Annotated in this window: 11 protein-coding genes and 2 pseudogenes; 7 read left to right on the top strand and 6 right to left on the bottom strand. The window is 71.3% G+C overall.

Annotated features, from left to right (window positions below):
* Positions 1–39 precede the first annotated feature (39 nt).
* Positions 40–947, bottom strand: a pseudogene (locus ACFU3E_RS33970) (helix-turn-helix domain-containing protein).
* A gap of 152 nt (positions 948–1,099) precedes the next feature.
* Complete coding sequence (locus ACFU3E_RS33965) at positions 1,100–1,330, bottom strand: DUF397 domain-containing protein (RefSeq protein WP_384167186.1); 231 nt, start codon at positions 1,328–1,330, stop codon at positions 1,100–1,102.
* A gap of 206 nt (positions 1,331–1,536) precedes the next feature.
* Between ACFU3E_RS33965 and ACFU3E_RS33960 the strand changes: the two genes are divergently transcribed.
* The 6 genes from ACFU3E_RS33960 to ACFU3E_RS33935 all read left to right on the top strand — a co-directional run bounded on the left by ACFU3E_RS33960 (position 1,537) and on the right by ACFU3E_RS33935 (position 8,842).
* Positions 1,537–2,154 carry an ATP-binding protein gene (locus tag ACFU3E_RS33960; protein WP_384167192.1) on the top strand — a complete coding sequence of 206 codons (618 nt, stop codon included), beginning with the start codon at positions 1,537–1,539 and terminating at the stop codon, positions 2,152–2,154.
* A gap of 28 nt (positions 2,155–2,182) precedes the next feature.
* Positions 2,183–2,728: a hypothetical protein gene (locus tag ACFU3E_RS33955; RefSeq protein WP_384167183.1), complete on the top strand. Its 546-nt coding sequence runs from the start codon at positions 2,183–2,185 to the stop codon at positions 2,726–2,728.
* Positions 2,729–2,880: 152 nt separating this feature from the next.
* Positions 2,881–5,616, top strand: coding sequence for a SpoIIE family protein phosphatase (locus tag ACFU3E_RS33950; RefSeq protein ID WP_384167180.1), 2,736 nt, complete (start codon positions 2,881–2,883; stop codon positions 5,614–5,616).
* 128 nt (positions 5,617–5,744) lie between these two features.
* Entirely contained in the window at positions 5,745–7,109 is a 1,365-nt protein-coding gene (locus tag ACFU3E_RS33945; protein ID WP_384167176.1) for an FAD-dependent oxidoreductase, read from the top strand.
* A gap of 142 nt (positions 7,110–7,251) precedes the next feature.
* Positions 7,252–7,746 carry a lamin tail domain-containing protein gene (locus tag ACFU3E_RS33940; RefSeq protein WP_384167173.1) on the top strand — a complete coding sequence of 165 codons (495 nt, stop codon included), beginning with the start codon at positions 7,252–7,254 and terminating at the stop codon, positions 7,744–7,746.
* A gap of 94 nt (positions 7,747–7,840) precedes the next feature.
* Positions 7,841–8,842: an alpha/beta fold hydrolase gene (locus ACFU3E_RS33935; protein ID WP_384167170.1), complete on the top strand. Its 1,002-nt coding sequence runs from the start codon at positions 7,841–7,843 to the stop codon at positions 8,840–8,842.
* Positions 8,843–9,020: 178 nt separating this feature from the next.
* Here ACFU3E_RS33935 and ACFU3E_RS33930 read toward each other — a convergent pair whose 3' ends face one another.
* The 4 genes from ACFU3E_RS33930 to ACFU3E_RS33915 are packed head-to-tail and all read right to left on the bottom strand — an operon-like array spanning position 9,021 to position 11,298.
* A complete protein-coding gene (locus tag ACFU3E_RS33930) occupies positions 9,021–9,395 on the bottom strand; it encodes a hypothetical protein (protein ID WP_030847269.1) in 375 nt (124 codons plus the stop codon).
* Positions 9,396–9,452: 57 nt separating this feature from the next.
* Positions 9,453–9,974, bottom strand: coding sequence for a roadblock/LC7 domain-containing protein (locus tag ACFU3E_RS33925; protein WP_384167167.1), 522 nt, complete (start codon positions 9,972–9,974; stop codon positions 9,453–9,455).
* A 38-nt stretch (positions 9,975–10,012) separates the two neighbouring features.
* A complete protein-coding gene (locus ACFU3E_RS33920) occupies positions 10,013–10,849 on the bottom strand; it encodes a hypothetical protein (protein ID WP_384167165.1) in 837 nt (278 codons plus the stop codon).
* Entirely contained in the window at positions 10,846–11,298 is a 453-nt protein-coding gene (locus tag ACFU3E_RS33915; protein WP_384167162.1) for a hypothetical protein, read from the bottom strand. Before ACFU3E_RS33915 ends, ACFU3E_RS33920 begins: the two co-directional genes overlap by 4 nt.
* A 334-nt stretch (positions 11,299–11,632) precedes the next feature.
* Here ACFU3E_RS33915 and ACFU3E_RS33910 point away from each other — a divergent pair.
* Positions 11,633–11,929, top strand: a pseudogene (locus ACFU3E_RS33910) (SMI1/KNR4 family protein); the annotation flags it as partial.
* Positions 11,930–12,031: the final 102 nt, after the last annotated feature.

The following is a 12,031-nucleotide window of genomic DNA, read 5'->3' as shown; positions in this document are numbered from 1 at the left end:
GCGCGGGACGGTGGCCGTCCCGCGCGAGGCATCCGGGTGTCACGGGTAGCGCTGCTCCATCGTCTGCCGCAGCAGCTCCAGCGAGTCACGGGGCTTGAGCGCCTCGTCCGCGAGCCGGTCCAGCGCGATCCGGTACTCCTCGGTCTCGTCGCGGTCCTCGAGGAAGTTCGCGCTCTTGATGTGCTCCAGGTAGACCACGTCGGGCAGATCGAGACCGCCGAAACGCAGATACGTGATGGGGATGGCCGGCGCCGAGGCATTGGTGACGCTCAACGGCACGATCTGCAACGTCACGTTGGAACGCTCGGCCATCTCGACGAGGTGCGCGAGCTGCTCCCGCATCACCTCCGTACTGCCCAGGACGCGCAGCAGCACGGACTCGTCGATGATCGCCCACAACTGCGGGGCGTCGCCCCGCGACAGCAACCGGGCCCGGTGCCTGCGCAGTTCGACGCGCCGCTCCACCTCACCGGCCGGCGCGTTCGGCAATCCGCGCTCCACCACGGCCCGGGTGTAGGCGGGCGTCTGCAACAGGCCGGGCACGTACTGGATCTCGAAGGTGCGGATGGTGGCGGCGGCCTCCTGCAGTCCGACCAGCCGGTCGAACCACTCGGGCATCAGCCGCTTGTCGTACCGTTGCCACCAGCCGGGCTCTCCGGCCCGCTGCAGCAGCTTGAGCAGCACCGAGACCTCGTAGTCGTCGGTGCCGTACAGCTCGAGCAGCGCACGGACGTCGTTCTCCGTCGGCGGCCCTTGCCCGACTCGATGCGGGACAACTTCGCGGCACTGAACCCGGCGGCGCGCGCCGCCTGGTCCTGGGCGAACCCGGCGTCCTCGCGGAAGCCGGCGAGCTGCACACCGACCAGCATCTTCAGCAGAGTCGGCGCCGGCTCGGACCTGTCCAGGTAGGGTTCCAGACGGGAGATGCGATGCGACGCGGCGGACATCATGACTCCCAGCAGACCGGCACAAGGGCGACTAACACTATCGCACTTCACCGGGTCTTCACGCATCCGCCCGCAACGGCCCCGCAGAAGTGGGGAGTCGGACTCCGCTTCTCCCTGAGGGCATCGCGCCGCGGGCGGACCAGCGCCGCGCCTCACAGCAGGTGGTCGAACTCGCCGTCCTTCGCTCCGGCCAGGAAGGCCGCCACCTCCGCCGACGTGTAGACGAGGGCGGGCCCGTCGGGGTCACGGGAGTTGCGCATCGCGATCCCGCCGTCGACGAGGGGGGCGACTTCGACGCAGTTGCCCTCGGCGTTGCTGTGCCGGCTCTTCATCCAGCAGGCGCCCAACGAGCTTGCCTGCACTCCGTTCTGCACTGGTGGCACCGCAGTCTCCTTGCTGTTCTCGTTCCCCGCCGCGCACGGTGTGCCCGGCCGTCCGGCCGAGAGCGGCCGCGTCCCTTCGACCGAACTCGTCCCGGCTTGCGTACCCACAACGGCTTGATTTTCACGCAATTTCTCGTGCAATTGCACGCGAGCGCCTTCAGCGTGGATAATAGCTGCGGCGTCAACCCCCGGGCTGGCGCCCTGTCCTGACGTCGCATCGGGGAGATGCCGTGTCATCACCTGCGCAGCACGTGCTCCGGCCGCCGAATGGGGCGCCGGCACACGCAGGCACACCCGGGGCGAGCCACGCCTTGCCGGCCGGCCCGCACACGGTCATGCCGTACGGGGCCCCGCCCTCGGTACCGAAGACACTGCCGCAGTTCTCGGGTGCCCTGTCCGCCTCGGCCGCGTTGCGGGTCGAGTGCAGCCGGGAGGGGTTCGCACGAGCCCGGTCCTTCACCCGCGACACCCTGCACGGCTGGTCCCTCGACCACCGCTGCGACGACGCGACCCTCGTCATCACCGAGCTCACCGCCAACGCCGCGACACACGCGGCACCGAGAGCCTCGGACGTGCCGGGGGTGCCGGAGATCCGGCTCGGGTTCCTCCTGGACCCCAGCCATCTGCTGGTCACCGTCTCCGACCCCGACGACCATCCGCCCGTGTACGCGCCGACCGGCGCGGCCCTGGAGGAGCACGGCCGGGGGCTCTGCATCGTCGACGCCCTGTCGGAGGAGTGGGGCTGGTCCCCCAGCCCCCCTGCGGGCAAGACGGTCTGGGCCAGGTTGTCCACCCGCCCGGCCACGCCCTGTCCACCCATCTGACACGACTGCCGCGGAAAGGCCCCTCGCCATGCGCAGCGCTTCGACGGAACACCCGAGCAGCGAGCGCCCCCAGCGCCCCGACGCCCCGACCGGGGTGGCCCGGAAGACGCCGCTCACGGCACTGGACCGCGTGCCGTGGGGCGACATCCGGGACTCCACCGGCTCGGCGGCGGCCATTCCCCTCCTGCTCAACGGCATCGCCGGGGGTGATGCCGACACCGCCCGCTCCGCCCTCGACGACCTGCGGAAACGGATCTGCCAGTTCGGTTTCGTGGTGGAGCAGGCGACCGCGGCCACGGTGCCCTTCCTGTGGGAGCTGGCGAAGCTGCCGCAGGTGACCTGCCGCGCCCAGATCATCCAGCTGCTCAAGAACATCGCCGACGCCCGGCAGTGGGAGAGCACCGCGGCCGTCTATCCGAAGCTGCTGAACCACCGGGAGAACCCGGTGGTGTGGGAGCGTGCGGCGCGCCAGGCGGTACGGGCCCGGCGCGGCGAGCTGGGCCGGCTCATGGCGGACGAGGACGGCGAGATCGCACGGGCCACGACCGAGCTGGCCCGCTCGCTGGGCGCGTGAGGCCGTCGTACGTTCTCCGGTGGGAAGGTCGCACGTTTCACGGTGGGCACGGAGCCCGCGCCCGCCCGTAGTCGTGACGAAACGGTGAGGACCCCCTGTCACCATGGGTGATGCCCCTCGCCTCCCGGAGCCGGGCAGTGTAGACATGGCACATGGTCCGACTCTTGGGTCGATCCGGGACTCGATCGCCCCTGCGGCCCGGCGCTGCGCCGTCGACACGGCAGCGGCGGGAGGCGGGCTCGTCGCGGTGGCAACCGGTGGCGGGGCTGCGGCCGGTGCTGGGCGAACGCAGCGTCGCCGGACAGGTATTCCTGCTCGTCGTGGTGATCGTGCTGCTGCTGGTCGTGGCGGCCGTGGTGGCGCTGGTGCTGCAAGTGCGGCACGACACGACGCAGGAGGCCCGCAACCGTTCGCTCGCCGTCGCGGAAACCTTCGCCAACGCGCCGGGCACCGTCGAGGCGCTGCAGAGCCCTGATCCCACCGCCGTGCTCCAGCCCCGGGCCGAAGCCGCCCGTGAGCGGTCGAAGGTCGACTTCATCGTCGTCATGAACACCGACGGGATCCGCTACACCCACCCGAAGACGGACCGCATCGGCAAGCAGTTCGTCGGGACGCTCGCACCGGCCCTGGCCGGGGAGTCGTTCACCGAAGAGGTCGACGGCACCATCGGCCCGCTCGTCCAGGCCGTGGTGCCGGTGAAGGACCCGGACGGCCGGGTCGTGGGCCTGGTCTCGGCGGGGATCACGACCAAGAACGTCGGCGGCACCGCCGACCGTCAGCTGCCCCTGGTGCTCGCGGCCGCCGCGGCGGCGCTCGCCCTCGCGACGGCGGGCGCCGCGCTGGTGAGCCGGCGGCTGCTGCGCCAGACCCACGGACTCGGGCCGCACGAGATGACCCGGATGTACGAGCATCACGACGCCGTACTGCACGCCGTCCGGGAGGGGGTGCTCATCGTGGACGACGGGGGAACCCTGCTGCTCGCCAACGACGAGGCGCACCGGCTGCTCGGCCTGCCCGCCGACGCCGAGGGCCGGCACGTCCTCGCCCTCGGTCTCGACCCGGGTACCGCAGACCTGCTGGCCTCCGGACGCGTCGCCACGGACGAGGTGCACCTCGTCGGGGACCGGCTCCTCGCCGTCAACCAGCGGACCACGGACCGAGCGGGCGTGCCGCCCGGCAGCGTCGCCACCCTGCGCGATTCCACCGAGCTGCGCGCTCTGTCCGGGCGGGCCGAGACCGCGCGGGAGCGGCTCAACATGCTGTACGACGCCGGTGTGGGCATCGGGACCAGCCTGGACGTGACCCGCACGGCCGAGGAGCTGACCGAGCTGGCCGTGCCCCGGTTCGCCGACTTCGTCACCGTGGACCTGTTCGACGCGGTGCTGGGCGGCGGGCAGCCGAACGCGGCGGCCGCGCTCAGCCGGACAGCGGTGAGCGGTATCCGCAAGGACGCGCCGCTCTACCCGGCCGGCGAGCGGATCAGGTTCGTCGAGTCCTCTCCACAGGGCCGCAGCCTCGCCACGGGCAGCCCCGTCCTGGAGCCCCGGCTGAGCCACGCCCCGGGCTGGCAGGAACAGGACCTCGATCGCTCCGCGCAGATCATCGCGTACGGCATCCACTCGCTGATCACCGTGCCGCTGCGGGCCGGCAACCTGGTGCTCGGCGTGGTCAGCTTCTGGCGCTGCGAGAAGCCGGAACCCTTCGACACGGACGAGCTGGCCCTGGCCGAGGAGCTGGTGGCGCGGGCCGCCGTCTCCATCGACAACGCGCGCCGCTACACCCGCGAGCACAGCATGGCGGTCACGCTCCAGCGCAGCCTCCTCCCCCGCAACCTGCCCGAGCAGGACGCCCTGGAGATCGCCTACCGCTATCTGCCCGCGCAGGCCGGGGTGGGCGGCGACTGGTTCGACGTGCTGCCGCTGTCGGGGGCCAGGGTCGCGCTCGTGGTCGGGGACGTCGTGGGCCACGGGCTGCACGCGGCGGCCACCATGGGGCGGCTGCGCACCGCGGTGCACAACTTCTCGGCCCTCGACCTGCCGCCCGAGGAACTGATCGCCCTGCTGGACGAGTTGGTCGGCCGTATCGACCAGGACGAGACGGAGGAGGAGGGCAGCGCCCCGGTCACCGGCGCGACCTGTCTGTACGCCGTCTACGACCCGGTCTCCCGGCGCTGCACCCTCGCGCGGGCCGGACATCCCCCGCCGGCGCTGATCCACCCGGACGGCAGCGTGGAGTTCGCCGACGTGCCCGCCGGCCCCCCGCTGGGGCTCGGTGGCCTGCCGTTCGAGACGGCGGAGCTGGAGCTGCCGGAGGGCAGTCGGCTCGTCCTCTACACCGACGGGCTGGTCGAGGACCGGGAGCGGGACATCGACGTCGGTCTGGAGATGCTGCGCGAGGCACTGGGCGGGGCGGGGCAGTCGCCGGAGGACACCTGCCGGGTCGTGCTCGACTCGCAGCTCACGGCCCGCTCCAGCGACGACATCGCGCTGATCGTCGCGCGCACCCGGGCGCTCGCCGCCGACCAGGTCGCCGAGTGGCCGGTACCGGAGGACCCCGCGGCCGTGGGCGAGGTGCGGGCGGCGGTCAGCCGGCAGCTGGCCGAGTGGGGCCTGGACGAGCTGACGTTCAGCACGGAGCTGATTCTGAGCGAGCTGGTCACCAACGCGCTCCGGTACGGCGGCGGCCCCATGCGCGTACGGGTGCTGCGCGACCGCAACCTGATCTGCGAGGTGTTCGACAGCAGCAGCACCTCGCCGCATCTGCGGTACGCGGCCATGACGGACGAGGGCGGGCGGGGTCTGTTCCTCGTGGCGCAGCTCGCGGAACGCTGGGGGACGCGCTACCTGCCCGCCGGGAAGGTGATCTGGGCGGAGCAGCCCCTGCCATAAGCGCCACCAGGGACTGCCCATAAAGTAGCCTTATGAGCTCATAGACCGGACCCTCGTACCGACTTAGGCTTGCCTCAGTTTAGGCTTCCCGTCGAGATCGCTTGTCGCCGCTCGAAGGGAACCTGACCATGCCCCGCCCCCTGCGGGTAGCCATCGTCGGATCCGGCCCCGCCGGGATCTACGCCGCCGACGCCCTGCTCAAGTCCGAGGTGGCCGCCGAACCCGGCGTGTCCATCGACATCTTCGAGCGCATGCCGGCGCCGTTCGGACTGATCCGTTACGGCGTCGCCCCCGACCACCCGCGGATCAAGGGCATCATCACCGCCCTGCACCAGGTGCTCGACAAACCGCAGATCCGGCTCTTCGGCAACGTGGACTACGGGACCGACATCGGGCTGGACGACCTGCGCGCGTTCTACGACGGCGTGATCTTCGCCACCGGCGCGACGGCCGACCGGGCGCTCTCCCTGCCGGGCATCGACCTCGACGGCTCGTACGGCGCCGCCGACTTCGTGTCCTGGTACGACGGCCACCCGGACGTGCCGCGCACCTGGCCACTGGAGGCCGAGAAGGTCGCCGTGCTCGGCGTCGGCAACGTCGCGCTCGACGTGGCGCGTGTCCTTGCCAAGACGGCGGACGAGCTGCTGCCGACGGAGATCCCGGCCAACGTCCACGAGGGCCTGAAGGCCAACCGGGCCAAGGAGATCCACGTGTTCGGCCGCCGCGGCCCGGCGCAGGCGAAGTTCAGCCCGATGGAGCTGCGGGAGCTGGACCACTCCCCCACCATCGAGGTCATCGTCGACCCCGAGGACATCGACTACGACGAGGGCTCGATCACCACGCGGCGCGGCAACAAGCAGGCCGACATGGTGGCGAAGACCCTGGAGAACTGGGCGATCCGCGACACCGGCGACCGGCCTCACAAGCTCTTCCTGCACTTCTTCGAGTCGCCGGTCGAGATCCTCGGCGAGGACGGCAAGGTCGTCGGTCTGCGCACCGAGCGCACGGAGCTCGACGGCACCGGCAACGTCAAGGGCACCGGCACCTTCAACACCTGGGACGTGAGCGCGGTGTACCGCGCGGTGGGCTACCTGTCCGACAAACTCCCCAAGCTGCCCTGGGACATCGACTCCGGCACCGTTCCGGACGAGGGTGGCCGGGTCATGCAGGAGTCGGGCGAGCACCTGCAGTCCACGTACGTCACCGGCTGGATCCGGCGCGGCCCCATCGGCCTCATCGGGCACACCAAGGGCGACGCCAACGAGACGGTGTCGAACCTGCTGGCCGACTACGCGGGCGGCCGCCTGCACACGCCCGCCGCCCCCGCCCCCGAAGCCGTGGACGCGTTCCTCGCCGAGCGCGACATCCGCTTCACCACCTGGGACGGCTGGTACAAGCTGGACGCCGCGGAGAAGGCTCTGGGCGAGCCCGAAGGGCGCGAGCGCGTGAAGATCGTCGAGCGCGAGGACATGCTGCGGGCCAGCGGCGCCTGACGCCATACACCCCGCAGGGCGGGTCCGGTGGCAATGTCGCCGGATCCGCCCTTCTGCGTACTTGAAGCGTGTACGATCTCGATGCTTCACCGAACCATCACATTGCCTTCACCTGAAGGTCATGCAGGGGGGACGAACGTCCATGCGTATACGCCTTGTCGCCACCACGGCCCTCGCCGCCGGAGCCCTGACCGCCCTGTCGGCGGTTCCGGCCCAGGCCGCCGAGTACAACTCCGCGCTCAAGATCCGGGGCATCCAGTACGACGCGCCCGGCAGCGACTCCAACCGCTGCTCGGGCGGGAACACCGCCCAGGAGTACCTGACCATCAAGAACTACTCGCGCTCCACGACGGTGAACCTCAAGGGGTACGTCGTGAAGGACGCCGCGGGGAACAAGTTCACCTTCACCGCGAGCCACACCCTTCAGCCGGGTGACTACGTGAAGCTGCGCGGCGGCAACGGGGCCGACTCCGACGCGAAGAACGTCGCCTACCGCGACAACTGCAACTTCATGTGGAACAACGACAAGGACACGATCTACGTGTACAAGCCGTCCGGCAGCCGTGCCGACGTGCACTCGTACACCAAGAGCGGCTCCGACAAGGACGGCAACGGGTACGTCACGTACCACGGCTGAGCCTTTTGCCGGAACGGCAACAGGCTTCGCGTGCGGCGCGGCGGGCGCTGGATGATCGGTGGACCGAGCGCCCCTTGGGATCGCGGGAGGATCCATGCCACAGACGTCCGCCGCCGACCGCACGCATCGCCTGGTGCCGTCACCAGCCGGCCGCACCCACCTCGTCGAGCAGGGTGACGGACCGCTCGTGCTCCTGCTGCACGGATTCCCCGAGTCCTGGTACGCCTGGCGCCACCAGCTTCCGGCTCTGGCCGCTGCCGACTACCGCGCGGTCGCCGTCGACGTGCGCGGCTACGGACGCTCGTCGCGGCCTCCGGAGCCGGACGCGTACCGGATGCTCGAGCTGGTGGAGGACAACGTCGCCGTGGTGGAGGCCCTGGGCGAGCCGTCCGCGGTGCTGGTCGGGCACGACTGGGGCGCGACCGTCGCGGCGGCCTCCGCGCTGGTCCGGCCGGACGTCTTCCACGCGGTGGGGCTGCTGAGCGTGCCCTACACCCCGCCCGGCGGGCCGAGGCCGAGTGAGGTCTTCGCGCGGATGGGCGGCGACGAGGAGTTCTACGTCTCCTACTTCCAGGAGCCCGGCCGGGCCGAGTCGGAGATCGAGCCCGACGTGCGCGGCTGGCTCACGGGCTTCTACGCGGCCCTGTCCGCGGACACGATGCCCGAGGCCGACCCCCATTTCCTGGTCCGAGGCGGCCAGTTGCGCGACCGGTTCCCCGTCGGAAGGCTGCCCGGCTGGCTGAGCGAGGCCGACCTCGACGTCTACGCCGGGGAGTTCGAGCGCACCGGGATGACCGGGGCCCTGAACCGCTACCGGAACATGGACCGCGACTGGCAGGACCTGGCGGGCTTCGCCGGTGCCCCTGTGACCCAGCCGTCGCTGTTCATCGGCGGCAGCCTGGACGCGTCCACGACCTGGCTGGCGGACGCGATCGAGGCGTACCCGAGGACGCTGCCCGGTCTGAGGGCCTCGCACATCCTGGACGGCTGCGGTCACTTCGTTCAGCAGGAGCGTCCGTCCGAAACCAACCGGATCCTGATCGAGTGGCTCGCCGGCCTCCCGGTCCCGGGAGTCGGCAGCCAGCGGTCGAGGTAGGCGCGCAGGCCCGCGAGGTCGGTGCCACGTGCCAGATGACCCACGTATCCGTCTCGCGCGGTTGGGTCGCGAGTGCCGGCCCGGTGGGGGCCCGGTCGCGCACATGCCGTTGCCGTGCGGCGTGCCGGGGCCCTCCGCGACGCGTGCGTGGCGGAGGGCTCCCGTCCGGTGTACTGGTTCAGACCTCCAGGTCGGCTTCGATGCGGCGCAACTGGTGACGGGCCATCGCGAGGTTGGCCCGGCTCCCGTCGAGCACGAGGTAGAGGAAGAGTCCGCTGCCTCCGCGTCCCTTCAGGAGACGGATGAGGTGGTACTGGGTGTTCAAAGTGATCAGGATGTCCTCGATCTCCTCCTTCAGCCCCAGGTGTTCCATGGTGCGCAGCTTGGACCGCACGACGTCGGTGTTGCCCGCGGCGGCGACTTCCAGGTTGAAGTCCTTGCTGCCGCCGAGGGTGCCGAGAGCCATGCCGCTGGTGTAGTCGACGAGTGCGACGGCCGTCGCTCCGTCGATGGAGCTCAGGCATTCCTTCAGCGCGGTCTCCGTGTTGGCCATGCGCTCGGTTCCTTTCCTTCGGTCTTCTACTTCGGTGGGTCAGGCGGTTCGGATGGTTCAGATGCCGGTCTGCGGGCGCGGCTGGTGCGTGGGGCGCTGCGGGGTGCGTACCGGGAGGGTGCCGATGGGGCGGTCCGTGGCCGGGGGCACCGTGGCAAGGTGCTCTTCGCGCGCCGGCCGGTCGGCGTGGCGGCCGGTGCCCGGGCCCACGCGCGTGGTCACGAGGTCGGCGATCCGTGCGCCGCTGCGCCGCCCTTCGAGGTGGAGGCGTCCGACGTTGACCCGGTCCTCGGCGAGAAGGGTGAGTACGGCGGTCGTTCCGGCGGCGTAGGTGGCGACGTAGCCTCCGGATCCCCGCACCAGCAGTTCGCGGAAGTCTCCGCGGGCGGCGGCGTCGGTCATGCGGTAGGCGACGCCCAGGGCGGCGGCGGTGAGCGCCGCGAGTCCCTCCGGCTCGGTGTCCGGCACGTCGTGGGCGAGGACGAGTCCGTCGACGGTGGCCGCGAGGGAGCCCGTCAGCCGGGGTATGCGGGTGCGGAGCCGACGCAGTTCCTCCAGGACGTCGGTCTCGACGGCCATGAGCAGTCTCCTTTCGGCACGCTGTCTTCGCGCGCGGATCACAGTGCCTCCAAGGCGTGCAGGAGCCGTCGCAGCAGTGCGGTCTCGGGCTCGTCCGGTAGCGCGGGACGAGGGGTGGGGCCCGGCTCGGCGGACACGGTGGCGGGGGCGGACGCTGGGGCTGAGGGTGGGGCTACGGAAGGGACGGGGACCAGGGGTGCCACGGGGGTCACCAGCCCGGCGGCGGCGAGGCGGCGGAGTTCGACGAGGGTGTGGAAGGTGCGGCAGGCCAGGGTCATGGCGATCTGGGCGGCCGTGCGGACACCGTCGACCTGGGCGAGCGTCCGGCCGCGGCGGGCCGGCAGATCGCGGGCGCCCGGCCCGGGCACCCGCGCGAGCGGCGCACGGTCCACGTCGGGTTCGGGCCATATGCGCTGCAGCAGTTCGCGGCGGCGTCTGGACTCGCGCAGCACGGTGTCCACCGGTACGGAACGGACCGCGCCCAGCCAGTGCGCGGCTCCGGGGCGGAACCGGAGTGCCGGCCCGTCGTGGGCGAGGACGAAGTACGCGGCGTCGAAGAGGGCACCCAGGTGGCACAGTTCCAGCGCGCCGGCGGCGAGGTGGCCGCTGTCCACCAGTTGCCGCCCGACCCGGCAGCGGCGGCCGGCCTGGTCGATCGCCTCCCACCAGCCGTCCGGGGCGAGTGCGCCGCTGTGGGTGAGCAGGTCGCCGAGGTCGGGCGTGACGGCGGATTCGACGTGGACGACGTGTCCCGCCGCGAGGTAGACGATCCCCGACTCGGTGGACAGGGCTCCGGTCGCGCCCTGCGCGGCGAGCGTGCCGAGCAGGGCCGATGCGGGTTCGCCCGAGCGCGGGGTCCGGGTCGGCGTGCTCATCCGAGCACCAGCCGGTCCGCCATCTCGGCCAGCCGGATGCGGGCCAGGGCCAGGTTCCCTTCGCGGCGGTCGAGCCACAAGTGCACGAACACGGTGCTGTCGAAGGTCGTGGTGACGAACCTCAGCAGGTGGTACGAGTCGGCGTTCGTGATGATCAGGTCCTGCACGGGGGGTTCCTTGCCTGACGGTCCGCCGGGGCCGCCGCCGGAGGATCCTCCCGCGTCGTCACCGGACTGCCCGGCCGGGTCTCCGCCGGTCAGAGCGAGGGCGCCGCTCTCGGTGGCGAGGCGGGCGAGTTCGGCGGTTTCCGCAGCCGTCGCCTCCACATCGCCACCGGGTGCGTCACCTACTGCGCCCAGGGCAAGACCACTGATCCAGTCGACCACCGACGCCCCTCGAGCACCTGGCAGCCGCATGGCCTCCAGCAGACTCTCGTCGATTCCGGGCACGCCGAACCCCCTCCCCCTGCACGGCCGTTCCCGCGAACGTGAGCACGACACTACGGACTGTGCTTGGCGCAGGTGAACGCTTTGGCATTTTCCAAAGGAATGTGCAGGGAAGCGAGCGGTGGCTGAACGAGGTTGAACGGAACCAGGCAGGATGTGTCGTCGGGCGCCGCAGGGCAGCGGGCTGCCCGGTCTGAGCTGCGCCTTCACACGTCAGTCACACGACCGAGTCGATCCACAGCGACACCGGCCGACCCAGCCGTTGCCCGGCATGTCCGTCCGGACGCCGGGAAGGCCGAGCGCGGCTCCGCGGTCCTGCCGGAGCTGCCAACCGACGGATTTCATGTCCTTCGACGACAACCCCCTCATGGCACTCGGCCGGGCGGGCACCGGCTGGAGCTCCGCCTTCGACGGCGATGCTCCTCCGCCTTTCGGTGGCACGAGACGGTGTCGAGCAGTACGCGTTCACGTACGCGGACGGAGAGACCGGGCAGATACCGCGGGCGCTGGACCCGGGCCTGTTCTGCGCTGACCGGGTGGACTGCACGGGCGGCTGCACACATGCGCCACCCGTCTCTGGGCACGACCGCCCAGGGACGGGGAGACGTACGTGGTGCTCCGCATCCACTCCTGAGCTTCACTCGCCCCAACCGGCATCCGGGCGAGCGTTTCGTCCCCTCCGGCTGTGCCGGAGGGGACGCGGTCGTTCCGTCGCGCGCGGTATCGCGGGAGGCGC

This window comes from Streptomyces sp. NPDC057424 (genome assembly GCF_042803315.1).
Classification (GTDB): Bacteria; Actinomycetota; Actinomycetes; order Streptomycetales; family Streptomycetaceae; genus Streptomyces.
Note: the sequence above shows the minus strand (reverse complement) of the source record. Positions and strands in the feature narration are given on the sequence as shown.

Excerpts from the sequence above, each read along its gene's own strand:
- ACFU3E_RS33950 (WP_384167180.1), top strand. The coding sequence starts at position 2,881 with ATGGTCCGACTCTTGGGTCGATCCGGGACTCGATCGCCCCTGCGGCCC.
- ACFU3E_RS33940 (WP_384167173.1), top strand. The coding sequence starts at position 7,252 with ATGCGTATACGCCTTGTCGCCACCACGGCCCTCGCCGCCGGAGCCCTG.
- ACFU3E_RS33925 (WP_384167167.1), bottom strand. The coding sequence starts at position 9,974 with ATGGCCGTCGAGACCGACGTCCTGGAGGAACTGCGTCGGCTCCGCACC.
- ACFU3E_RS33930 (WP_030847269.1), bottom strand. The coding sequence starts at position 9,395 with ATGGCCAACACGGAGACCGCGCTGAAGGAATGCCTGAGCTCCATCGAC.
- ACFU3E_RS33920 (WP_384167165.1), bottom strand. The coding sequence starts at position 10,849 with ATGAGCACGCCGACCCGGACCCCGCGCTCGGGCGAACCCGCATCGGCC.
- ACFU3E_RS33955 (WP_384167183.1), top strand. The coding sequence starts at position 2,183 with ATGCGCAGCGCTTCGACGGAACACCCGAGCAGCGAGCGCCCCCAGCGC.
- ACFU3E_RS33945 (WP_384167176.1), top strand. The coding sequence starts at position 5,745 with ATGCCCCGCCCCCTGCGGGTAGCCATCGTCGGATCCGGCCCCGCCGGG.
- ACFU3E_RS33935 (WP_384167170.1), top strand. The coding sequence starts at position 7,841 with ATGCCACAGACGTCCGCCGCCGACCGCACGCATCGCCTGGTGCCGTCA.